The organism is Winogradskyella psychrotolerans (genome assembly GCF_018860545.1).
Classification (GTDB): domain Bacteria; phylum Bacteroidota; class Bacteroidia; order Flavobacteriales; family Flavobacteriaceae; genus Winogradskyella; species Winogradskyella psychrotolerans_A.
Map to the genome: position 1 here is coordinate 182189 of NZ_JAHKPN010000039.1, position 24546 is coordinate 206734.

Here is a 24546-nt window from a genome sequence, read left to right on the forward strand (position 1 = left end):
ATTATAGACCTGCATCTACGATGTAAAGCAAAAAAACAAGATTTAATTATGCCTTATTTTGAGTGTGTTCAATGGTATTTTGATTAAATTAGCCTATGCGAAAAATTATATTTGGTGTCATAATTACTTTAGTTATTTTGTTCACATTTAAATATTGTGAAGACAAAAAAGAAGCTGAAATTATTATTGAAGAGCATAGTGCGTTAATTCAAGAACAAATTAATAATGTTGGTAAGTTAGTGGTTACCGAAGGTCATTTTTCTGAGGTCTTTAGTTATAAGAACTCTAAAGCTATTTTTGGAGATTTAATGTCTGCTGAGAAAAAAGCACTCGTTGTGGTGAATGCAGATGTAACTGTGGCTTATGATTTAAGTAAAATTGAATACAAGATAGATGAAGCCACTAAAACACTTCAAATCGTAAGTATTCCTAAAGAAGAAATTAAAATCAATCCAGATTTTGAATATTATGATGTGCAAGCCGATTTCCTAAATCAGTTTGAAGCCAAAGATTATAATAACATTAAAGATACCGTGAAAACATCCTTGATGAAAAAAATAGAAGCGTCCGATTTAAAATCAAACGCTCAAAACAGATTAATAAGTGAGTTGTCTAAGTTTTTTATATTGACTAAATCCTTAGGATGGACATTACAATACAATGAAAGCCCAATTGAGGATTCAATTCAGTTACAAAATTTAGAAGGCTTGTTAAATTAAATGCTATGCTAATTTTCGTTGCAAACTGCCAATTCCGCCCCCATTTATGGCATCAACACCATTAGATTTCAACATGCTCGAAGCACTTCCAGAACGCATACCACTAGCACAATAGGCAATAACAGGTTTATTTAATTTTTTAATCTCATTAATTCTATTGCCCAATTCTTGAAGCGGAATATGTTTCGCATTCTTAATATGTCCTCCTTGATATTCGCTTTTGGTTCTAACATCTAAAATAACAGCCCCTTTTTCAATGTATTCTGCAACGTTATTAGTCGATTTTCCAAATAAAGCATTAAATAATCCCATAGTATTTATTTTTTGTCAAAAATCCGAAAAGCATTCAAGACGAAACGTAACCAAAGTTACATTATTTTGAATTCAACCGAAAAATCTTCTTATTTTAGTATTCTACAATAGCTATGAAATCAGAAACACGTCAACAAGAAATTATACGAGTAGCAGCTCAACTGTTCAAGGAAAAAGGTTACAGTGCTGTAACGATGCGCGATTTAGCAAAAGCTATGGGTATAAAAGCTGCGAGCCTTTATAATCATATCAATTCTAAACAAGATATTTTAAATGCAATTATTATTTCTTTGGCTGAAGAATTTACAGATGGCATGAAGCAAATCCACTTGTCAAATGCGTCTTGTATCGATAAATTAAAAAAAATCATAGAACTTCATGTTCACATTTCAAGTAAAAACAGCTACGGTATGGCATCCTTAAATAACGATTGGATGCATCTTGAAACTCAATTAACTTACTATAAGAAATTACGAAGTGATTACGAAAACGATTTTAAAACCATTCTGAAAGATGGTATAAAATCAGGTGAAATTGTCAATATAAAACCAGACGTCATGATGTTTTCTATACTCACAACCTTACGTTCACTCTACATCTGGATTCCTAAAAAGGAGGATTTTAATCTTCAAGAGTTATCCAATAGCTTAAGTCATATACTCATTGAGGGTATCGCAAAAGATTAACGCAATCGCAATTGATTTCCCAATTGAGTTCGCTCAGAAAATCATATTAACAAAATCTTTGAAATTAATTTTATAACTTTGTCAAGTAAACTAACAAGTGTTAGTTAAATAAAAATTGATATTGAATTCGAAATAGGAGGTATTCCATTTCAAATTCAAATTCAAGTTCGATTTCAAATTAGATGGTAGAATTTTACAAATTGAAAGTTGCAGACCTATATAAGGAAACTGAAGATACTTCGGTAATTACCTTTGCTGTACCTTCAGCGTTACAAAGTACTTTTAAATTCAGGCAAGGGCAACATTTAACCTTGAAAGCAGATATCAATGGAGAAGATGTGCGTCGTTCGTATTCGCTTTGTTCTAGTCCAAATGATAAGCAATGGAAAGTGGCGGTTAAGTTAATTCCTGGAGGCAAGTTTTCTACCTATATTAATCAGTCGTTAAATGTGGGAGATGAATTAGAAGTAATGTCACCAAGTGGAACATTTGGTGTAGAGGTACAACCTGAAACTTCAAAAAACTACCTCTTTTTCGCGGCAGGCAGTGGCATTACACCAGTCCTGTCTATGATAAAAGCGCATTTGCAAGCCGAACCAAATGCAACATGCAAATTATTTTATGTCAATAAAACCGCAAAATCTATTATCTTTAAAGAAGAACTAGAGCAACTGCGGAATAAATATTTCGGAAGATTAGAAATCTACTATTTCTTAACCAAAGAACGAAGAGATATCGAACTTTTCAACGGACGTTTTGATGACGAGAAAATGAAAGTTCTCACAAAAACCTTCATCGATATTCCAGATACCAATGAAGTATTCCTCTGTGGTCCTGAAAAAATGGTCAACTACGTGAGCAATTATTTAATTAAAGCAGGATTACCAAAAGGATTCGTGCATTTTGAATTGTTTGTAACCGGACTTTCCGATGAAGATATTAAACGTGCAGAACGCTTAGCAAAACAAAACGTAGAAGGTACAGAAATAACCATTGTCGATGGAGGAAAAGAGTTTTCGTTTACTATGACTAAAGAATACGATAACATTCTCGATGCCGCTTTAGGTGCCGGAGCCGATTTGCCATTTGCCTGCAAAGGAGGCGTTTGTAGTACTTGTAAATGCGAAGTTAAAGAAGGTGCTGTTGAGATGAAAATTAATTACGCACTAAGCGAAAAAGAAGTATCACAGAATTTGGTACTAAGCTGTCAAGCCGTACCAACAACAGATAAAGTAATCGTCGATTTCGATGTATAAATAAGACTTGTCATTCCTGCGTAGGCAGGAGTCCATAATATTTTGAAAAAGAAAAGTTAGAGTTCAACAAGCTAAAGGCCAAAAGCCAGCAGTTAAAAGGTTAAAACCATGAGTGAAGAACAAATAAAAAATCTAGAAAAACAGTTCGAAGAGCGCATCGCAAGAGATGAAAAAATCGAACCGAAAGACTGGATGCCAGAAAAATACCGTAAAACACATATTCGGCAAATGTCGCAACACGCCCATTCCGAAATTGTAGGGATGCTTCCTGAAGGCAATTGGATAACGCGTGCTCCTTCATTACGACGAAAAGTGGCCTTATTGGCAAAAGTACAAGACGAAGCCGGTCACGGTTTATATTTATATTCAGCATGTGAAACCTTAGGGATTTCTCGCGATGAGTTATACGAACAACTACATTCAGGCAAGGCAAAATATTCATCCATTTTTAATTACCCAACCGTGACTTGGGCAGATATGGGAGCGATTGGTTGGTTGGTAGATGGTGCAGCAATTATCAATCAAGTGCCATTATGCAACACTTCTTATGGACCATACGCAAGAGCAATGATTCGTGTGTGTAAAGAAGAAAGTTTCCACCAACGTCAAGGGTATGAAATCATGATAAAATTGGCAAATGGCACACCAGAACAAAAAGATATGGCACAAGATGCCTTAAACCGATGGTGGTGGCCAAGTTTAATGATGTTAGGTCCTACGGATGCAGAATCTATTCATACCGAACAATCTATGAAATGGAAATTAAAACGTAAGTCTAACGACGATTTACGTCAACAGTTTATAGACCAAACTGTTCCACAAGCCGATTTAATTGGTTTAACCGTTCCAGACCCAGACTTAAAATGGAACGAAGAACGTGGTAGTTATGATTTTGGAGCAATTGATTGGGACGAGTTTTGGCAAGTCGTAAAAGGCCATGGACCAATGAATAAAGAACGCATGAAAGCCAGAGTTGATGCTTGGGAAGAAGGTCAATGGGTTCGTGATGCAGCAATGGCTTATGCCGAAAAGAAACAAGAAAGAAAAGAGAAGAAAGCGGTTTAATAAAATTAAAAAGTCAATGACTTTTGATTTAAAAACCAGTTAGTAAATAATCACCACGTTGAAATGCAGAATAAAAAAATTAAATCGTTAAGAATTTTTGAAGCTTGGAAAAAATTTAGATTTTATTTTGAGGTTTTAAAACTTTAGAAGAAGTTTTAAAAATTCCTCATTTCAACTTGAATTTTTGGTTTTGTATTTTAAAATCATGTCTGCAAGACATAATTTTAAAATAGTGTTTCAAGACAAAATGAACATAAAGAAAAAATAAATATAATTAAAAAGATACCTGCTTTCACAGGCATTAGAAGTTATGGCAACAAAAAACTGGCCTCTTTGGGAAATCTTCGTCAGAAGTAAAAACGGATTAGAACACAGGCACTTTGGAAGTCTTCACGCAGCCGATGCAGAAATGGCATTAGAAAACGCACGTGATGTCTACACCAGACGAAACGAAGGCGTAAGCATTTGGGTGGTAGAATCTAAAAACATCACAGCCTCAAATCCAGAACACAATGGTGAGCTATTTGAGCCTGCTCAAGACAAAGTGTATCGTCACCCAACATTTTACGATTTACCAGACGAAGTAAAACATATGTAATTTGAGCAATGCTCAAATTACAATTCCTACGAAAGTGGAAAACTCATAAATTGAAAATCATATTTTGATACTTAGAACTGTCCCCTCGAAGGGACTTTAGGAGTGTTAAAACGAGAACAGTTCAATTTTCAAAGAATAGTAAAATTATTAATTGAATGCCTTCGAATTCATATTCGACATCAATTTCAATTTAAAATATAATGAATAACAATCTATATAATTACATCCTAGGCATCGCAGATAACAGTTTAATCCTCGGTCAAAGACTAGGAGAACTCACAGGTCATGGGCCAAGTCTAGAAACCGACATCGCTTGTACCAATATCTCATTAGATTTATTTGGACAAGTACGAAGCTATTTTCAATACGCAGCAAAAATTGCAGGTGATGACCGAACCGAAGATGATATTGCAATGCTTCGAAAAGAAAGAGACTATGTCAATGTTTTATTGGTAGAACAACCTAATACCAATTTTGCTTATACCATGGCACGTCAGTTTTTATTCGATGTGTACCATTTAGCCTTTCTTTCAGAGTTAGAAAAAAGTAAGGATTTAACATTATCTGCAATAGCAAAAAAATGTATTAAAGAAGTGCGTTACCACGAACGTTTCTCGTCCGATTGGGTAAAACGTTTAGGTGATGGCACAGCAGAAAGCAAAACTAAAATGCAAAATGCCATTAACGATTTATGGACTTATACGGATGAATTATTTCATCAAACGGAAGCTGATAAAGCAATGGTTAAAGAAGGTATAGGAGTAGATGTTACCAAACTAAAAGAAGCCTATTACAACAATGTAAAAGAACTTTTAGAAGAAGCAACATTAGAAATTCCAGAATCCAAGTATTTTCAAAAAGGTGGCAAAAAAGGCATTCACACCGAACATTTAGGGTACTTATTAGCCGAATTACAATATATGCAACGTGCCTATCCTAATATGGAATGGTAAGAAAAGAATTCGAAATTGAACTCGAATGTTTAAACTAAACTTTTCAAATTCAACTTCGAATTCAATTTAAAAGATGACAACAGAACAACAAATAGACAAAATCTTAATTCCAATCTTGGAAAAGGTTTCTGACCCAGAAATCCCAGTCCTTTCTATTATGAACATGGGAGTTGTGCGTTCTGCGGTTATCGAAAATAACATCGTTAAAGTAGAAATCACACCAACTTACAGCGGTTGTCCTGCCATGGATGTGATTGGCGACGATATTAAAGCAGCATTAAAAGCAGCAGGATACCATTCTGAAATAGAATTAATTCTCGCACCAGCTTGGACCACCGATTGGATTACACCAAGAGGGCGACAAGCATTAGAAGATTACGGCATAGCCGCACCTTTAGATGCAGAAGCAGATAAAGACGTGTTGTTAAACGGAAAACGATTAGTAAAATGTACTAATTGTAGTTCCACAAATACCAGATTAGTAAGTCAGTTTGGTTCAACGGCATGTAAAGCACAATTTCAATGTGATGACTGCCAAGAACCTTTTGATTATTTTAAATGTTTAAAATAAACTTGAACGTCCTGCTAGGTTTTAAAAACCTTGTAGGTATTTAATAAAAGCACATGAGCACAAGTATACAACTCAAAATAGAAAATAAAATAGCAACCATAACGCTAAACAGACCAGAAGTATTCAATAGTTTTAACCGAGAAATGGCTTTAAGTTTACAAAGTATTTTGGATGATTGCGAAAGCAATTCCGAAGTCAGAGCAATCATTCTAACAGGAAACGGAAAAGCATTTTGTGCTGGACAAGATTTAAAAGAAGTGACTTCGCCAGACTTAAACCTAGGGTTCAAAAAAATACTAGAAGAACATTATAATCCTATTATCACAAGAATTAGAAGTATAAAAAAACCAATTATTGGAGCGATAAACGGCGTTGCAGCAGGAGCTGGAGCAAATATAGCTTTAGCCTGTGATATTGTAGTGGCTCATGAAAAAGTAAGTTTTATTCAAGCTTTTAGTTTAATTGGTCTGGTGCCAGACAGCGCAGGAACCTATTTTCTTCCGCGATTAATTGGCTTTCAAAAAGCACAAGCTTTAGCGATGTTAGGTGATAAAATTTCAGCGGACGATGCCGAAAAAATGGGCATGATTTATAAAATGATTCCGTTAGAGAATTTTGAAGAAGAAGTAAACAAGCTAGCTTTAAAATTAGCAAATATGCCAACAAAAGCATTGGGTATGATTAAAGAATTATTCAACAAATCCATGACTAACGATTTAGATGCACAATTGACTTTAGAGTCTAAGTTACAAATTGAAGCGGCACAAAGTGAAGATTATAAAGAAGGTGTGGCGGCATTTATTGAAAAAAGAAAACCAAATTTTAAAGGAGTATAATTAACGTCAGTTCGAGTGAAATTGCTTTTTCTGCAATTTTGTATCGAGAACAAATTATGAACAAACAAACTCTCATAGAAACTCACAACCGAATAAAACCATTTATTCACAAAACCCCTGTGCTAATCTCGCGATTATTAAACGAAGAAACGGGTTGTAATCTATTTTTTAAATGTGAAAATTTCCAAAAAATGGGAGCCTTTAAAATGAGAGGCGCTTCAAATGCGATTTTATCATTAACAGATGAGCAAAGACAACGCGGTGTAGTGACACATTCATCTGGTAATTTTGCACAAGCGGTTTCCTTGGCAGCTCAAACATTAGGCGTTAAGGCTTATATCGTTATGCCAGAAAATGCACCACAAGTCAAGAAAAATGCTGTTAAAACCTATGGAGGAGAAATCATTGAATGCGAATCGACGTTAAAAGCAAGAGAGGAAACAGCAAACACCATAGAAAAAGAAAAAGGAGCATCATTTTTACACCCATCAAATCAAGATGAAGTCATTCACGGTAACAGTACAGCTGCGATAGAACTGTTAGAAGAACAGCCCGACTTAGACGTTATAATAGTACCAGTTGGTGGTGGTGGATTACTAGCAGGAACAGCCTTGGCAGCTCATTATTTTTCCAATAAATGTAAAGTGATTGGTGGAGAACCTATGGAGGCCGATGATGCTTACCGTTCATTAATTTCAGGTCGAATAGAAACCAATAAAACAACGGCAACCATAGCTGATGGTTTGCGAACACATCTAGGAAATCGTAATTTTCCAATCATTCAAAACTATATTGAAAAGATCATTCGGGTTGAAGAAGCTGAAATTATAAATGCCATGCAATTAATTTGGGAACGTATGAAGATAGCAATAGAACCATCGAGTGCCGTAGCCTTTGCTGCAGTTTTAAAACGTAAAGAAGAATTTGCAACTAAAAACGTAGGCATTATTTTGTCTGGCGGGAATGTAGATGTGAAAAATTTACCATTTTGATTAACGATTGTCCCATTGAGGAGACTTTAGGGGTGTTTAGACATTTTAGAAAAAATATTAAAAGAAAATGATGAATTAATTTCAATTTTTGTTGTTAGTATTAAAACAGCTTCAAATAAGTTGAAATCATAAAATATAGATGGAATATTAGGTATGAGTGAAAATCAAAAATCAGAAATCGTTAATCTACAATCTCAAATCAATAGAGTTGGAATAATAGGTTCAGGAACCATGGGAAGCGGTATTGCACAAGTTGCTGCAACTGCTGGTTGTAAAGTAAAATTATACGATACCAATCAGTCGGCTTTAGATAAAGCTAAAGCGTCTTTAGAGAAAATTTTAAATCGTTTAATTGAAAAAGAACGCATAGATGCTGCTGAAAAAAATAGAATTCAAGACAATATCACTTACGTTAATCATCTAAAAGATTTAGCCAATTCTAATTTAACGATTGAAGCTATTATTGAAAATCTTGACATCAAGAAAAAAGTGTTTTCAGAATTAGAAAGCTACGTGGCTGATGATTGTATTATTGCCTCAAACACATCAAGTTTATCTATAGCATCAATCGCTGCATCGCTGAATAAACCAGAACGTTGTCTAGGGATTCACTTTTTTAATCCAGCGCCCTTAATGCAATTGGTAGAGATTATTCCTGCCATTCAAACGTCAAAAGAAGTCCTTGAGAAAGCCATACAAACGATTAAAGATTGGAAGAAAGTCGTTGCAGTAGCTAAAGACACACCAGGTTTTATAGTCAATAGAGTGGCAAGACCTTTTTACGGTGAAGCGTTAAGAATATATGAAGAAGGATTAGCCGATTTTGCAACCATAGACCACAGTTTAAAATCTTTAGGAGGTTTCCGAATGGGACCATTCGAGCTGATGGATTTTATAGGTAATGATGTCAATTACACGGTAACCGAAACGGTGTTTACCGCGTTCTATTTCGATCCAAGATATAAACCGTCATTTACCCAAAAGCGTTTTGCGGAAGCTGGTTACTTGGGAAGAAAATCAGGAAAAGGCTATTATGATTATGATGAAAATGGAAGAAAAATAGAACGAACATCTGTCTCGTCGAGCGCAGTCGAGACGTCTATTTCAGAAACCATTTTCAACCGCGTCCTAGTCATGCTTATCAACGAAGCAGCAGATGCCTTATTTTTAAACATCGCATCCGCTGAAGATATAGATAACGCCATGACCAAAGGGGTTAATTACCCAAAAGGCTTACTAGCTTGGGCAGATGAAAAAGGTATCGATTGGTGTGTATCTAAATTAGACGAATTATATAAAGAGTACCATGAAGATAGATATCGTTGCAGTCCGTTATTACGAAAACTAAACAGAGAAAATAGTACGTTTTTTTAATTAAAGAGGAATTAGGGATTAGGAAATAGGCATTAGTATGAAAAGTAATTACCATTTTAAATTTGAGGATTTAATAGTATATCAAAAAGCTATGGATTTTGGTGAAGTGGTAGATGAACAAGTAAAACAATTTCCTAATCACGAATTATATGCTTTGTCTTCGCAATTTAGAAGAGCAGCAGATTCTATTGCTTTAAACCTTGCAGAAGGATATCCTGGTTCTGATGCTCAATTTGTTAAGCATATTAATCATGCTATTCATAGTGCTAATGAATGTGTAAGCTGTAGTACTAAAGCTAAAAGAAGAAAGTATGTTAGTTTTGAACAGAATGAAAATAATAGAAAATTAATTTCTGAATTAACTAAAATGATGTCATCATTAAGAAATAAAATTATTGAACGAAATAAGACTAATCCCTAATACCAAATTCCTAATGCCTTTAACCGGAGAACAAATCCCACATAAAATGCTATCCCAAGACGCCTACAGCACGTGGCTAGGCATCGAAATTCTAGAATGCGAAATCGGTCGCTGTAAAGTTGCGATGACTGTAAGAAAGGAAATGCTAAACAGTATGGGTAAAGCACATGGCGGAATAAGTTATTCTCTAGCAGATACAGCTTTCGGGTTTGCTGCAAACACACATGGTAAATATGCCGTATCCATAGAAACAAGCATTAATCATATTGAAGCGTTAGACGAAGGCGATTATATTGTTGCAGAATCGGTGATTGAAAGCGTTAAAAATAGATTAGGATTTAATATTATTGAAGTAAAACGTGGAGACGAATTAGTCGCGCTTTTTAAAGGTGTCGTGTATCGCACACAAAAAGATTGGAAGTAAAAAAATAAAAACTAAAACATTAAAATATGAAATGGAAAGGTAGAAGACAAAGTGGCAACCTAGAAGACCAGAGAGGTATGGGAACCAAAGGTAAAGTGGCTGCAGGAGGTGGAGTCATTGCGGTAGTTGTAATTTTGTTACAACTCTTTGGCGGTGAAACGGGTCAGCAATTGGCGCCAATTATAGATCAAGTTAGTAAAAGTAGCAGTACACAACAAGTAACTGAACGCGAGCTGACTTCAGAAGAAGTTGAAATGGGGGAATTTATGGCAACCGTTTTAGCAGATACCGAAGATGTATGGAACACTATTTTTACAGAAAACAACTTAGGAAACTACAAAGAACCAAAAATGGTGTTATTTACAGATGCAGTGAATACAGCATGTGGAAGTGCCACTTCAGCTTCCGGTCCTTTTTATTGTCCAGGAGACCAAAAATTATATATGGATTTAGCATTTTTTGACGAGTTAAAAACAAGATTCGGAGCGCAAGGAGGCGATTTTGCAATCGCTTATGTTACCGCGCATGAAGTCGGACATCATATCCAAACAATTCTTGGGACTTCTAACAAAGTAAGACAATTACAAAGTCAAACTAACCAAACAGGAGCCAATAAATTATCGGTAGCACAAGAGTTGCAAGCCGATTTTTACGCAGGCGTTTGGGCACACCATAATAAAGAATATTTACAAGCGGGAGATATAGAAGAAGCACTAAGTGCAGCCAACGCTGTTGGTGATGATGCTATTCAAAAACGAATGAGTGGAAGCGTCAATTCCGATAGTTTTACCCATGGCACATCCGAGCAACGTATGGAGTGGTTCATGAAAGGCTATAATACAGGTGATATTAGAAATGGAGATACGTTTTCTGCACTTTTAAATTAACCAATTCCTGCTAAAAAAAGACAATCTATTGTTTATAACAATTTGTTATTCCTGCGTAGGCAGGAATCCACAATAAGAGTAAAATATTAATTTGAAGTAGAAAATTCAATTTCAATATCAATTTCAAAAATGAAACAAGCATACATAATAGACGGCATTAGAACACCAATAGGAAACTACAAAGGCACATTATCTGCAGTGAGAACAGATGATTTAGGAGCATTAGTGATTCAAGAAATTGTAAAACGAAACCCAAACATCCCAAAGGAAGCTTACGACGATGTTATTATGGGCTGTGCCAACCAAGCAGGCGAAGACAATCGTAATGTTGCACGAATGGCAGCATTACTAGCAGGATTACCATTTACAGTTCCTGGTGAAACCGTTAACCGACTTTGTAGTTCAGGTTTGTCTGCAATTATCCACGCAAATCGTGCCATAAAAACAGGCGATGGAGACGTCTTTATTTCTGGAGGCGTAGAAAACATGACACGAGGACCATACGTCATGGCAAAACCATCAACCGCTTTTGGAGGCGATTCAAAAATGTATGATTCTACTTTCGGATGGCGATTTGTAAACCCGAAAATGCACGAAATGTATGGAACAGACGGCATGGGAATGACCGCCGAAAACCTAGTAGAAAAGTATAATATCTCTCGCGAAGACCAAGATAAATTCGCGCTTTGGAGTCAGGAAAAGGCAACAAAAGCACAAGAGAACGGACGCTTAGCAAAAGAAATTGTAACAGTCGAAATTCCACAACGTAAAAAAGACCCAATTCAATTTTCAAAAGATGAGTTTATAAAACCAAGCTCATCCTTAGAAGTTTTAGGAAAACTAAGAGCAGCCTTTAAAAAAGAAGGTGGAAGCGTAACTGCAGGAAACTCTTCAGGATTAAACGATGGTGCAGCGGCAACTATCATAGCAAGTGAAGATGCAGTAAAAAAATACAATCTTAAACCATTAGCAAGAATCGTGAGTTCTGCAGTGGTAGGCGTAGAACCACGAATTATGGGCATTGGTCCTGTGCAAGCGTCTAATAAAGCATTAGCAAAAGCAGGATTAACTATGGATGATATCGATATCATTGAGCTTAACGAAGCCTTTGCCGCACAAGCCTTGGCATGCATTCGCGCTTGGGGACTTGCAGATAACGACCCAAGAATCAATCCAAATGGAGGCGCCATTGCTATTGGTCATCCACTTGGCGTTACAGGAGCAAGAGTAGCGTATTCTGCTGCTTTAGAATTGCAGGAACAGAATAAGAAATATGCGTTGATTACTATGTGTATAGGAGTTGGTCAAGGTTACGCAGCAATAATTGAAAATGTGAATGTGTAATATAGTTTGGGCGTTACCACAAGGGTCGCGCTTTCGGCAGTCGCTCTCTGCGAGGAGCTTCAACAAAGCCTCAATCGCTAACGCATCTGTCAGCAAAGATTAGTGATTAATTAAAGTTTTGTCATTCCTGCGAAGGCAGGAATCCACTATAAAGTAAAAATGATGAAAAAAATAGAACACTACGTTCAAGGAAATTGGACAGCAGGAAAAGAAGAAGGAACACCAATTCTAGATGCGGTAACAGGCGAAGTATTTACGAGCATCGCAACTGAAGGTTTAGATATTCCTGAAATATTAAATTATGGAAGAATAAAAGGAGGCGAAGTGCTTCGTAAAATGACCTTTCAAGAGCGTGGAAACATGCTTAAAAAATTAGCATTATACCTTACCAAAAGAAAAGATGCTTTTTACGATTTAAGTTACAGAACAGGAGCAACTAAAGTAGATAGTTGGATAGATATCGAAGGTGGTTTTGGTAACCTGTTTGCAAACGCGTCGTTACGAAAATTGTTTCCTAATCAACCCTATCATGTAGAAGGTGATGCTATCGATTTATCTCGTGGTGGACGCTTTATGGCACATCATATTATGGTGCCAAAAAAAGGAGTTGCTGTGCATATTAATGCTTTTAATTTCCCGGTTTGGGGAATGTTAGAAAAATGTGCGGTAAACTGGATGGCAGGAGTTCCTGCTGTGGTGTTACCAGCACCTTCATCATCCTATTTAGCAGAAGCAGTTGCAAGAACCATTATCGATTCTGGAATATTACCAGAAGGCGCTTTACAAATCATTAACGGTACGGTTAAAAACATTTTAGATACTGTAGAATCTCAAGATGTAGTAACCTTTACAGGTTCTGCACAAACAGGAAGGCTGTTAAAAGCGCATCCAAGATTGATTCAAGAATCTGTACCATTTACCATGGAGGCTGATTCTTTAAATGCATCTATTTTAGGAGAAGATGCGGTTCCTGGAACACCAGAATTCGACTTGTTTATTAAAGAAATTAGAAAAGAAATGACCGTTAAAGCAGGTCAAAAATGTACTGCGATTAGACGCATCATCGTTCCGGAAAAATTAGTTGATGATGTACAAACAGCATTAGCAAAACAACTTGATAAAGTAACTATTGGTGATCCAAGATTAAAAGAGGTGAGAATGGGGTCTTTAGTCAGTCATCAACAAGTACAAGCAGTTAGAGATTCGGTAAACGATTTGTCAAAAGAAGCGCAAATTGTTTATGGTAATTTAGATGCAATTAATACCATTGGAGCAGATGCTAAAAAAGGCGCTTTTATTAGTCCGATTTTATTACGAGCTGATAACCCTTTTCAAAATACAGTCATTCACGAGCGTGAAGCCTTTGGGCCAGTAAGTACCATTATGCCTTATAAAAACTTAGATGAAGCCATTACTTTGGCGCAAATGGGTAAAGGTTCTCTAGTGTCTTCTATTGCAACTAACAACGATAAAATTGCCAAAGACTATGTTATCAATGCAGCGAGTCATCATGGTAGAATTTTAGTTTTAAATAGAGAAAGTGCTAAGCAAAGTACAGGACATGGTTCGCCATTACCATATTTGGTTCATGGTGGTCCAGGACGTGCTGGTGGAGGTGAAGAAATGGGTGGCATGCGTGGTATTAAACATTATTTACAACGTACAGCCATTCAAGGTTCGCCAACAACCATTACCGAAATTACAGGAATATATCAGCAAAATGCAAAATACAAGGAGGCAGAACAGCATCCGTTTCAATACCATTGGGAAGATATTCAACCAGGAATGTCGTTAAAAACACATAGGCGTACATTAACAGATAATGATATTCAGAATTTTGCCAATTTAACTTGGGATCATTTCTATGCACATACCGATATTACGTCTTTAGATGGAAGTATTTTCGAAAAGAGAACAGCGCATGGTTATTTTATAATTTCAGCAGCAGCAGGATTGTTTGTATATCCAAATAAAGGTCCTGTAGCAGCAAATTATGGTTTAGATAGTATTCGCTTTTTAAGACCTTTATATCATAACGATACTATTTATGTACGTTTAACTTGTAAAGAAAAAGTAGATAGAGATGTCGCTTCTGCAGAACACCCAAGCGGAATTGTAAAGTGGCATGTTGAGGTGTTTGATGCTAATTTTGAAAACCGTCCCGAAAGTCAGAAAACAGAAAAATATAGTCCGTTAGTCGCTGTAGCAACCATTTTAACGATGGTGCAGAAAAAGCAAGAAACTTTTGTGGAAATGACTGAAGAAAAAATTGAAGAATGTCTTTCAAATTTAAAAGCAGAGGCTCAACCAAAATGGGGAATTATGACGCCACAACACATGATTGAGCATTTAGAATATACCTATAAAATTGCTTCAGGCGACATTCAAGATTTTGAAATTGCCACACCAGATAAGATTTTAGAGAAGGTACATCATAGTTTGTATAATTATAGAAAGTTTCCAAGAAACTCACAATTCCCACAGTTAGAAAAAGATAAATTAAACGATTTAGTACATTCTGATTTAGAAACAGCAATAGAAAAGTTTAAATTACAACGTGAAAAATATATAGAGTACTATAAAGAACATCCAGAGGCAAAATTGAAGAATTTGGTTTTCGGTGAATTAAATAAATATGAAGCGTATTTATTAGAAAGAAAACATTTGAATCATCACTTTGAGCAGTTCGGATTAATATAGTTTTGTCATTCCTGCGAAAGCAGGAATCCACAATAATAGAATAATTTAAAAATAGATTCCTGCTTTCGCAGGAATGACATTAAAATACAAACAATATGAGTAACCCTTATGTCAATCTAGAAATAATAAACCAAGTAGGCTACATAGAATTCTTCCATCCTGCACACAACTCACTACCAGGAGATATATTAGCAAAATTAGCAAATACAATTACTGAAGCTGGAAAAAATGATGACATAAAAGTCATCGTTCTTAAAAGTGGAGGAGACAGAACTTTTTGTGCAGGAGCAAGCTTTAATGAATTAATAAATATTAACGACGAAGCCACTGGGAAAGTATTCTTTTCAGGTTTTGCAAACGTAATCAACGCGATGCGTAAATGTCCAAAATTTATTATTGGTCGTGTGCAAGGAAAAACCGTTGGTGGTGGTGTCGGATTAGCAGCTTCAACCGATTATTGTATGGCAACAAAATTTGCAGCAATCAAGTTGAGCGAGCTTAATATTGGTATTGGTCCATTTGTTGTAGGACCTGCCATTGAGCGTAAAATGGGATTAAGCGCTATGTCGCAAATAGCGATTGATGCCAATACGTTTTATGAGCCAGAATGGGCAAAACAAAAAGGTTTATTTACACAGGTTTATGAAACTACTGAGGAATTAGATGCTGCTGTAAAAACAACAGCAGAACATTTATGTACTTACAATACAGAAGCCATGTTAGAAATGAAAAAAGTATTCTGGCAAGGAACTGATGATTGGGATGTGCTTCTTGCAGAACGTGCAGCAACAAGTGGAAAACTAGTTTTGAGTGAGTTCACTAAAGAAAAATTAAAAGGATTTAAATAAAAATTTCATTGCGATGACGAAAAACGTGGTAATCTCTTGATGAGATTCTTCGCTTCGCTCTGAATGATAAACTCGACAAAAAAGATGGCAATTTATTCATTCAAAAATTACACACCAGTTGTACACAAATCCAGTTTCGTTCATCCATTAGCAGCAGTAACTGGAAATGTTATCATTGGAAAAAACTGTTACATTGGTCCAGGAGCAGCCATTCGTGGAGATTGGGGACAAATTATCTTAGAAGACGGGGTAAACGTTCAAGAAAATTGTACGGTGCACATGTTTCCTGGCAAGTCCATTACACTCAAGGAAAGTGCACATGTTGGTCATGGTGCTATAATTCACGGTGCTAATTTAGGTCAAAATTGCCTCATTGGAATGAACACTGTTATCATGGATGATGCCGAAATTGGAGACGAATGTATTATCGGAGCCATGTCGTTTGTAAAAGCCGAAACCAAAATTCCATACCGAAGTTTAGTAGTTGGCAATCCAGCCAAAATAATCAGAGGAGTTACTGATGAAATGATAGCCTGGAAAACCAAAGGCACACAATTATATCAGGAATTACCAGCAGATTGTCATGAGAGTTTAAAAGAAGTTGAACCACTTCGTGAAGTTCCTAAAAACATGAAAGTTCAAGATGAGGTATATAAAACCCTTCGGGAAACGTTTAAAAAATAAAATGACGTCTCTTCGAGTGATTCCGATTTTTTATCGGAATTGTATCGAGAAGTTTTTAATCTATTTGTTACTTATGAAACCCGACTCAAATCAATCTCATTGGTTTCTTTACTCGTAGACAAAGCAATCAAACTTTGTACATTCCCTAAATATGGAAGAAGCGTTAATTTTGAAATGATAAACGTTTCATAAGCTTCAATATCCTCTACAACTAGTTTTAATAAATAGTCAAAATTTCCGCTGACACGATGGCATTCTACAACTTCTGGAAAGTTGTTGATTTCCTTTACAAACTTTTCTAAATAACTTCGCGTATGACCTTGCAAAGTGATGCCTATAAAAACAGTCAGCTTTAAACCTATTTTCTTATTGTTTAAAATAGCGACATATTTTTCAATATACCCTTCCTTTTCCAATTTTTTTATACGTTCAAATATTGGTGAAGTGCTCATACCGAGTTCTTCTGCTATGCTTTTTGTTGTTCGATTGCTATTCTTTTGTAGTATCGCTAACAGTTGTGTGTCTATTTTATCTAGTGTATGTGGCATGAGAAAATTAGTTGCTTTAAAGCAGTAAATTTAGTGATTAAAAGTCTAATAATCTGTAATAGTATTTAATTTAAGAATAATATCCTTTTTAATAGTAAATTAAAAGATTTTAACAATTGTATAATTCAATATACATTATCTTTAGTTCTTATAATTCTAAACTACGCTAACTTGAAGAATTTCGAATTAAAGATGCCTAAAATGGGTGAAAGCATAACTGAAGGTACTATTATCAATTGGTTAATTTCTGAAGGAGACTCTTTCGAAGAAGGAGATATTATACTAGAAGTTGCAACTGATAAAGTAGATAATGAAGTGCCAGCACCAGCAGCAGGAACATTAGTAAAAACCATGTTTCAAGCGAAAGATGTAGTTCCCGTTGGAGACGTTATGGCTATTCTCGAAGTTTCAGAAGAAATTAAGTCTTCTAATAAGAAGCCTGTCATTTTAAAAGAAAAATCAATTCTTGAGAAAAAAGTTCAAAAAACTAATTCAAGATTAAACCTTTCTAAAAAAGAAGAAGTCAACAGTGTTTCTTCCCCTTTGGGGAAGTCAGAAGGGGCTCTTTTCTTTTCCCCATTAATCATTACAATAGCAAAAGAACATCACATCAGTTTTGAAGAATTAGCACGAATTCCTGCAACAGGCCACGAAGGTAGATTACGCAAAAGCGATGTATTTCAATATATAGAAGACGGTAGACCCTTTAAATTTCCACAACCCACAGCAGAGAAAGATCCAACAGCGTATCGTATACCACAATTACAATTCGATAAAGGCAAAGGAAAAGTCATAGAAATGGATCGCATGCGCCAAATGATTGCCGATCATATGGTATATTCTAAACATACATCACCTCACGTCACCGCTTATGTGGAAGCAGATATGACCAATATGGTTAATTGGCGTCATGCAAACAAAGTCGCTTTTCAAGAAAAATATGGAGAACGTTTAACCTTTACACCATTATTTGTAGAAGCCGTAGCAAAAGCTGTTAAAGATTTTCCGAACATCAATGCCTCGGTAGATGGCACTAACATCATCGTAAAAGAAGATATCAATATTGGTATGGCCACCGCATTACCAAGTGGAAACTTAATTGTTCCGGTGGTAAAAAATGCCGATACTAAAAATTTAAAAGAGATTGCTAGTAACGTAAACGAATTAGCAGGAAAAGCTAGAGAAAACAAACTAGCAGGAGACGATATAAAGGGCAGCACCTTCACAATTTCTAACGTAGGAACTTTTGGAAGTGTCATGGGAACACCAATTATAAATCAACCAGAAGTTGCTATTCTTGCTTTAGGAATCATCAAAAAAAGACCAGAAGTTATTACTACCGAAAAAGGTGATGAAATTGCAATTAGAAGCATGATGTATTTATCATTGTCCTTCGACCACAGAGTCGTTGATGGCTTTCTTGGCGGAAGTTTTGTAAGAAGAGTAGCAGATTATTTCGAACAATTTGATACTAATAGAGAAGTATAAATCATTTGTCATTCCTGCGTAGGCAGGAATCCACTATGAAATAATAAATTAAATAGATTCCTGCCTACGCAGGAATGACAGCAAATTATGAGCCACAACATATCAATACAAAAAGTAACCGAATCTAAAGTCAAAAATATAGACTTCAACAACATACCACTAGGCACAACATTCACAGACCACATGTTTATCTGTGATTATAACAATGGTGTTTGGGAAAACCCAAGAATAGAGCCAATGGGAATGATTCCTACACATCCAGCAGCCATGGCTTTACATTACGGACAAGCCATTTTCGAAGGCATGAAAGCTACAGTAGATGCTAACGGAAATCCTATGCTTTTCAGGCCATCTAAAAATGCAGCACGATTAAATTTTAGTGCAGACCGAATGGGCATGCCTCATTTTCCAGAAGATTTATTTGTAGAAGGCTTAAAACAATTAGTCGATTTAGAACGCAATTGGATTCCACCAATGGACGGAAGCGCACTCTATTTAAGACCTTTCATGTATGCCGACGAAGCCTTTATTGGTATGCGCGCAGCAACACATTACAAGTTTATAATCATGGCATCACCAGCTGGTCCATTTTTCACTAAACGTATAAAATTGTGGGCAGAAAATAAATATATACGTGCAGCCTCAGGCGGAACAGGAGAAGCTAAAGCTGCTGGAAATTACGCAGCAGCGATTCGTCCAACAGAATTAGCAAAAGCCAAAGGTTACGACCAAGTATTGTGGCTAGATGCGGTAGAACACAACTATATCCAAGAAGTGGGTACCATGAATATTTTCTTTAAAGTCAACGGAAAATTCATCACGCCAAAACGTGATGGTTCCATTTTAGATGGCATTACCAGAATGAGTGTTATCGATATTTTACGAGACAAAGGTTACGAGGTTACAGAACGCGCCATAACCATTCAAGAAATTCGTGATGCTTCGACTGATGGTACTTTAGAAGAAGCCTTCGGGACCGGAACAGCCGTTGGTATCGCTTACATTCAAGAGATTGCTATGGGAGAAAAAACCATCCATGTGTCCGATGAAAGTCCGGTTGGTTTAGAAGTTAACGATACTTTAAACAACATTAAAACTGGAAAAATAGTTGATAAGTTTGGTTGGATGATTAAAGTGGAAAAGCAGTTAGTATAACCTGCAAGGTTTTAAAAACCTTGTAGGATAAAAACAATAAAGAGCTTTAACAAAGCTTCAATTGCGAAGCAATCACGAGTTCTTATTTATTAAATAAGATTCAACGAGTAATCCCTAACGCGGAGATTACCAGTTTGTCATTCCTGCGAAGGCAGGAATCCAAAATAGTAGAGAATTTTAAAAATAGATTCCTGCCTTCGCAGGAATGACAATTATGAAAAAAGAAACACTAAAAAAAGGATTTTCAAAACTCTGCACAGCAAAAGCAATGGCAGAATTATACGAAGCTAATTTTAAACAAGTTTCAAAATACGTACATGCAACATCTCGTGGACATGAAGCCATTCAAATTGCTTTAGGTTTACAGTTATTACCTCAAGATTATGCATTTCCGTACTATAGAGACGATGCTATGCTATTATCATTTGGTTTAGAACCTTACGATTTAATGTTGCAATTATTAGCCAAAAAAGACGACCCATTTTCTGGAGGAAGAACTTACTATTCGCATCCAAGTTTAAAGGACGACGATAAGCCAAAGATTCCACACCAATCTTCTGCAACAGGAATGCAAACCATTCCGGCAACAGGCGTTGCCATGGGCATGCAGTATAAAGAATTACAAGGTTTAGACGATAAAACACTTAAAGATTTACCATTCGTGGTATGTTCTTTAGGCGACGCCTCAGTAACCGAAGGAGAAATAGCAGAAGCGTTTCAAATGGCAGCATTAAAGCAAATGCCAATATTATATTTAGTACAAGATAATGGTTGGGATATTTCTGCCAATGCAGCAGAAACAAGAGCTCAAAATGCTTTTGAATATGCAGCAGGATTTAAAGGTTTGGACGCTATTTCAATAGATGGTGCCAATTTTACAGAAAGCTATGAAGCCTTAGAAAAAGTTATAGAAACTATTCGTACAGAACGCAGACCATTTTTAGTACATGCCAAAGTACCATTATTAAATCACCATACGTCTGGAGTACGAATGGAATGGTATCGAGACGATTTAGATGAAGCACGTTCTCGTGATCCTTATCCTGTTTTAAAACAACAATTATTAGCTGCTGGCTTTTCAAAGAATGAGGTTCAAAATATTGAGACTTCCGCCTACACGGAAGTGCAAGAACACTTTGAAAAAGCCTTAAAAGCTGAAGACCCAAAACCTGAAGATTTATTTACAAACGATTTTGTAGCAACACCAATTACCGAAGAACAAGGCACACGTTCACCTGAAGGTGCTGAAAAAGTAGTGATGGTAGATTGCGCACTTTTCGCTGTAGAAGAATTAATGAAAAAGCATAAAGAATGTTTGTTATACGGTCAAGATGTTGGCGGAAGACTTGGTGGTGTTTTTAGAGAAGCTGCCACCTTAGCACAAAAATTTGGAGACGACCGCGTGTTTAACACACCAATACAAGAAGCATTTATAGTAGGCTCTACCGTTGGAATGAGTGCCGTTGGATTAAAACCAATTGTTGAGGTTCAGTTTGCCGATTATATTTGGCCTGGTTTAAATCAATTATTTACAGAAGTAAGTCGAAGTTGTTATTTATCTAATGGTAAATGGCCAGTTAGCATGATTCTTCGTGTACCAATTGGAGCTTATGGAAGTGGCGGCCCTTACCATTCCTCTTCAGTAGAAAGTGTAATTACCAATATTCGAGGGATTAAAATAGCCTATCCAAGTAACGGTGCCGATTTAAAAGGTTTGATGAAAGCAGCCTATTACGACCCAAATCCAGTGGTCATTTTAGAACACAAAGGTTTGTATTGGTCTAAAGTGCCAGGAACACAAGGTGCAACCTCTGTTGAACCGGGTGAAGATTACGTCTTGCCTTTTGGTAAAGCATGGGTGTTACAAGAAATTTGGAAGCAAGAAAACCTAGAAACATTAACTATTGTGACGTACGGATTGGGAGTGCATTGGGCCATGAATGCATCAGAAGAATTAGGCATGCAAGATCAGATAGAAGTGATTGATTTACGTACGTTATATCCTTTAGACGAAGACACGATTATGACATCGGTTAAGAAAACAGGAAAGTGTTTAGTGGTAACCGAAGAACCTTCAAATAATAGTTTTGCCAGAGCATTGGCTGGGAAAATTCAAGAAGAATGCTTTAAATATTTAGACGCCCCTGTCATGACTATCGGTAGCGAGAATATGCCTGCCATTCCGTTGAATTCAACTTTAGAACAAACAATGATTCCTTCTACAGAAAAGGTGAAAACAAAAATCAATACCCTTTTCAATTATTAACTTGAGAGTGTATTGATCTTTTGATTGAAGTAATTATTAAGCATAAAAAAGCCTATCCAAAAGATAGGCTTTATTTTTTCTTAAAAAGATTGTAAGATATATACTTATATAACTTTTACATTCACTGCGTTTAATCCCTTTTTTCCTTCTGCTAAATCGAATTCTACATTATCGCCTTCTCTAATCTCATCGACTAAACCAGAAATATGTACAAAATGCTCTTTGCCGTTTCCTTCTTCTGTTATGAATCCAAAACCTTTAGAGTCATTAAAAAATTTTACTGTACCAGTACTCATATTATAATATATTAAATTAAGCGGTAAATATAATGTAATTAATTGAAATTCAATTAATTTAAAGTGCTTATTTTCAAATAGCTTAACTCGCTCAGTTCTAATGTCTAGTTATTTATGGTATGACGTTTAAATTTGATATTCAGATAGTGGTTTGGTGAATTTTTCAGGGTTAGCTGCCAAATGATAACGTGGATCGTCAATAGCCTCTATAATTACATCTTTAAATTTGGGGCTAGCTTTGTAAAGCAAAATTTTACAATCTTCACTTAAGTGTTTTAGTTTTATAGTTTTACCTTCAGATTGATATTTTTCAACAATATTAAAAATAGCTTCAATAGCAGAATGGTCTGAGATACGTGCTTCAACAAAGTCAATTTCTACATTATCTGGATCATTTTTAATATCGAATTTTTCATTAAAAGCGGTGATACTTCCAAAGAATAATGGACCCCAAATTTCATAGGTTTTAGTACCATCGGCCTGAATACGCTTACGAGCTCTAATTTTCTTAGCGTTTTCCCATGCAAAAGATAAGGCTGAAATAATAACACCAACAAATACAGCAATTGCTAAATCAAAGAAAACAGTTACAACTGAAACAATAACAAGTACAACGGCATCTGATATTGGAATCTTTTTCATGATTCTAAAACTAGACCACGCAAAGGTTTCAATTACCATCATAAACATGACTCCGACTAAGGCAGCAATCGGTACTTGTTCAATATATTTATCTGCAAATAAAATGAAGGTAAGTAGGGTAATCGCCATCATAACACCAGATAAACGTCCTCTACCACCTGCATTAATATTAATGACGGTTTGCCCAATCATTCCGCAACCTCCAGTACCTCCAAAGATTCCACTAAGCATATTTCCTGAACCTTGAGCGATACATTCTCTGTTTCCATCTCCTCTAGAATCCGTTAATTCATCCACAAGATTCATTGTCATTAATGTTTCTATCAGCCCTACTGAAGCAGCTAAAAATGCGTATGGTGCAATAAATTTTAAGGTATCTAAGTTAAAAGGTAAATGACTCCAGAGCTCTGTTAAATTGAGTTTGCTAGACAATTCGTCAAACCCGTTTAAACCTGCTCCTCCGCCATCTCTAATAAAGTCACCAACATTAATCGATTGAAGTCCTCCGAAAATAGAAATTAAGGTCACAATTAGTATTGCAGTTAAAGCTGCAGGCATTTTTTTTGTTAGCTTAGGTAAACCCCAAATTATAAACATGGTAAGTAGAACTAAACCAATCATGATATAGAGTTTTTGACCTTCCATGGTAGATTTTACGACACCATTATCTTTTACAGAATAGAGACCATTGTCTTTTATATTGAAGACAACTTGTTTGGTGTCTACGTCAAAAACTTGATTGTTTGCTATAATGAAAACTTCTTCGCCTGTCGTTGTATTTGTTATAGATTCTCCGTTTATTGAGAATATTTTGGTGTCTGAAATTAAGTCTTTTACAGCATTATCATCAACATTATATACTAAGTCTTTAGATTGTGTATTACGCATATTCTGACCGAAGATATCTTTGGTGTTTTCTTTGAACATCCCTAGTTGTGCCAAGAAAATTACAATAGCCAATCCGTTAACAAAACCTAGCATTACTGGGTGTGGAATTAAACGTACAAATTTGCCAAGCTTAAAAACTCCTGCTAATATTTGAATGAGACCCATTAAAACTACAGCGGCTAATAGATAGAAATAGCCCATGTTTTCTATAGGTGTGTCGAATAATAAACCTTTTGCGTGTCCTTCTTGAATCATATGCACAAAAATAACAGCAACGGCTCCTGCAGCTCCTGATATTAAGCCTGGTCGTCCACCAAAAAGTGCTGATATAATTCCAATAATAAAGGCGCCAAATAATGCTACAATCGGACTAATTTGCGCCACGAAAGCAAAGGCAACCACTTCTGGGATCATAGCTAGTGATACTGTAACTCCTGCAAGAATATCGTTTTTAGGGTTTTGCGTAAAGTTCTTCAAGGTGTTTTTCCCAAATTTCATAGTATATACTTTTAAAAGTCGGCAAAGATAGATGATTTAGATTTAAGGTCTTATTATATCGTCTTATGAAATAAAAAAAGCACCAGATTAAACTG

Annotated in this window: 24 protein-coding genes; 20 read left to right on the plus strand and 4 right to left on the minus strand. The window is 35.9% G+C overall.

Annotated elements, in window-relative coordinates; genetic code table 11:
* Window positions 1-95: 95 nt before the first annotated feature.
* Window positions 96-719, plus strand: coding sequence for a DUF4230 domain-containing protein (locus tag KO515_RS13315; protein WP_215936830.1), 624 nt, complete (start codon window positions 96-98; stop codon window positions 717-719).
* A gap of 3 nt (window positions 720-722) precedes the next feature.
* Here KO515_RS13315 and KO515_RS13320 read toward each other — a convergent pair whose 3' ends face one another.
* A complete protein-coding gene (locus KO515_RS13320; protein ID WP_215936831.1) occupies window positions 723-1031 on the minus strand; it encodes a rhodanese-like domain-containing protein in 309 nt (102 codons plus the stop codon).
* Between the two features lie 113 nt (window positions 1032-1144).
* On the opposite strand from KO515_RS13320, the gene KO515_RS13325 reads away from it, so the two are divergent.
* The 16 genes from KO515_RS13325 to KO515_RS13400 all read left to right on the plus strand — a co-directional run bounded on the left by KO515_RS13325 (window position 1145) and on the right by KO515_RS13400 (window position 16670).
* A complete protein-coding gene (locus KO515_RS13325; protein ID WP_215936832.1) occupies window positions 1145-1717 on the plus strand; it encodes a TetR/AcrR family transcriptional regulator in 573 nt (190 codons plus the stop codon).
* 182 nt (window positions 1718-1899) lie between these two features.
* Window positions 1900-2973: an FAD-binding oxidoreductase gene (locus tag KO515_RS13330; RefSeq protein ID WP_215936833.1), complete on the plus strand. Its 1074-nt coding sequence runs from the start codon at window positions 1900-1902 to the stop codon at window positions 2971-2973.
* Window positions 2974-3081: 108 nt separating this feature from the next.
* Window positions 3082-4038 (plus strand): 1,2-phenylacetyl-CoA epoxidase subunit PaaA, encoded by a 957-nt coding sequence (paaA, locus tag KO515_RS13335; RefSeq protein ID WP_215936834.1) that lies wholly within the window; start codon window positions 3082-3084, stop codon window positions 4036-4038.
* 310 nt (window positions 4039-4348) lie between these two features.
* Window positions 4349-4636: a 1,2-phenylacetyl-CoA epoxidase subunit PaaB gene (gene paaB / locus KO515_RS13340; protein ID WP_215936835.1), complete on the plus strand. Its 288-nt coding sequence runs from the start codon at window positions 4349-4351 to the stop codon at window positions 4634-4636.
* 200 nt (window positions 4637-4836) lie between these two features.
* Complete coding sequence (gene paaC / locus KO515_RS13345) at window positions 4837-5589, plus strand: 1,2-phenylacetyl-CoA epoxidase subunit PaaC (RefSeq protein ID WP_215936836.1); 753 nt, start codon at window positions 4837-4839, stop codon at window positions 5587-5589.
* Between the two features lie 73 nt (window positions 5590-5662).
* Window positions 5663-6160, plus strand: coding sequence for a 1,2-phenylacetyl-CoA epoxidase subunit PaaD (gene paaD / locus KO515_RS13350; RefSeq protein ID WP_215936837.1), 498 nt, complete (start codon window positions 5663-5665; stop codon window positions 6158-6160).
* A gap of 53 nt (window positions 6161-6213) precedes the next feature.
* Window positions 6214-6996: an enoyl-CoA hydratase-related protein gene (locus tag KO515_RS13355; RefSeq protein WP_215936838.1), complete on the plus strand. Its 783-nt coding sequence runs from the start codon at window positions 6214-6216 to the stop codon at window positions 6994-6996.
* A 56-nt stretch (window positions 6997-7052) separates the two neighbouring features.
* Window positions 7053-7988 carry a pyridoxal-phosphate dependent enzyme gene (locus KO515_RS13360; protein ID WP_215936839.1) on the plus strand — a complete coding sequence of 312 codons (936 nt, stop codon included), beginning with the start codon at window positions 7053-7055 and terminating at the stop codon, window positions 7986-7988.
* 153 nt (window positions 7989-8141) lie between these two features.
* Window positions 8142-9362 carry a 3-hydroxyacyl-CoA dehydrogenase NAD-binding domain-containing protein gene (locus tag KO515_RS13365; protein WP_215936840.1) on the plus strand — a complete coding sequence of 407 codons (1221 nt, stop codon included), beginning with the start codon at window positions 8142-8144 and terminating at the stop codon, window positions 9360-9362.
* Between the two features lie 37 nt (window positions 9363-9399).
* Window positions 9400-9783 (plus strand): four helix bundle protein, encoded by a 384-nt coding sequence (locus KO515_RS13370; protein ID WP_013870242.1) that lies wholly within the window; start codon window positions 9400-9402, stop codon window positions 9781-9783.
* Window positions 9784-9796: 13 nt separating this feature from the next.
* On the plus strand, window positions 9797-10207 hold the full coding sequence (locus tag KO515_RS13375; RefSeq protein ID WP_215936887.1) for a hotdog fold thioesterase: 411 nt from the start codon (window positions 9797-9799) through the stop codon (window positions 10205-10207).
* A 26-nt stretch (window positions 10208-10233) separates the two neighbouring features.
* Window positions 10234-11094, plus strand: a complete 861-nt coding sequence (gene ypfJ / locus KO515_RS13380) for a KPN_02809 family neutral zinc metallopeptidase (protein ID WP_215936841.1) — start codon at window positions 10234-10236, stop codon at window positions 11092-11094.
* 129 nt (window positions 11095-11223) lie between these two features.
* Window positions 11224-12438 (plus strand): 3-oxoadipyl-CoA thiolase, encoded by a 1215-nt coding sequence (gene pcaF / locus KO515_RS13385; protein ID WP_215936842.1) that lies wholly within the window; start codon window positions 11224-11226, stop codon window positions 12436-12438.
* A 162-nt stretch (window positions 12439-12600) separates the two neighbouring features.
* Window positions 12601-15138: a phenylacetic acid degradation bifunctional protein PaaZ gene (gene paaZ / locus KO515_RS13390; RefSeq protein WP_215936888.1), complete on the plus strand. Its 2538-nt coding sequence runs from the start codon at window positions 12601-12603 to the stop codon at window positions 15136-15138.
* 95 nt (window positions 15139-15233) lie between these two features.
* Window positions 15234-15986, plus strand: a complete 753-nt coding sequence (locus KO515_RS13395) for an enoyl-CoA hydratase/isomerase family protein (protein ID WP_215936843.1) — start codon at window positions 15234-15236, stop codon at window positions 15984-15986.
* An 84-nt stretch (window positions 15987-16070) separates the two neighbouring features.
* A complete protein-coding gene (locus tag KO515_RS13400) occupies window positions 16071-16670 on the plus strand; it encodes a transferase hexapeptide repeat family protein (protein ID WP_215936844.1) in 600 nt (199 codons plus the stop codon).
* 71 nt (window positions 16671-16741) lie between these two features.
* Here KO515_RS13400 and KO515_RS13405 read toward each other — a convergent pair whose 3' ends face one another.
* Entirely contained in the window at window positions 16742-17218 is a 477-nt protein-coding gene (locus KO515_RS13405; protein WP_215936845.1) for an Lrp/AsnC family transcriptional regulator, read from the minus strand.
* 201 nt (window positions 17219-17419) lie between these two features.
* Between KO515_RS13405 and KO515_RS13410 the strand changes: the two genes are divergently transcribed.
* The 3 genes from KO515_RS13410 (at window position 17420) to KO515_RS13420 (ending at window position 22127) form a co-directional block, all read left to right on the plus strand.
* Window positions 17420-18706, plus strand: a complete 1287-nt coding sequence (locus tag KO515_RS13410) for a dihydrolipoamide acetyltransferase family protein (RefSeq protein WP_252723874.1) — start codon at window positions 17420-17422, stop codon at window positions 18704-18706.
* 87 nt (window positions 18707-18793) lie between these two features.
* Window positions 18794-19861 (plus strand): branched-chain amino acid aminotransferase, encoded by a 1068-nt coding sequence (locus tag KO515_RS13415; RefSeq protein ID WP_215936846.1) that lies wholly within the window; start codon window positions 18794-18796, stop codon window positions 19859-19861.
* Window positions 19862-20075: 214 nt separating this feature from the next.
* Window positions 20076-22127, plus strand: a complete 2052-nt coding sequence (locus tag KO515_RS13420; protein WP_215936847.1) for an alpha-ketoacid dehydrogenase subunit alpha/beta — start codon at window positions 20076-20078, stop codon at window positions 22125-22127.
* Window positions 22128-22231: 104 nt separating this feature from the next.
* On the opposite strand, the gene KO515_RS13425 is transcribed toward KO515_RS13420, so the two are convergent.
* Both KO515_RS13425 and KO515_RS13430 read right to left on the minus strand, forming a co-directional pair.
* Window positions 22232-22423: a cold-shock protein gene (locus KO515_RS13425; protein WP_179339703.1), complete on the minus strand. Its 192-nt coding sequence runs from the start codon at window positions 22421-22423 to the stop codon at window positions 22232-22234.
* A gap of 126 nt (window positions 22424-22549) precedes the next feature.
* The gene (locus KO515_RS13430; RefSeq protein WP_215936848.1) at window positions 22550-24451 is read right to left on the minus strand and encodes a SulP family inorganic anion transporter; all 1902 of its coding nucleotides are present in this window, start codon (window positions 24449-24451) and stop codon (window positions 22550-22552) included.
* Window positions 24452-24546: the final 95 nt, after the last annotated feature.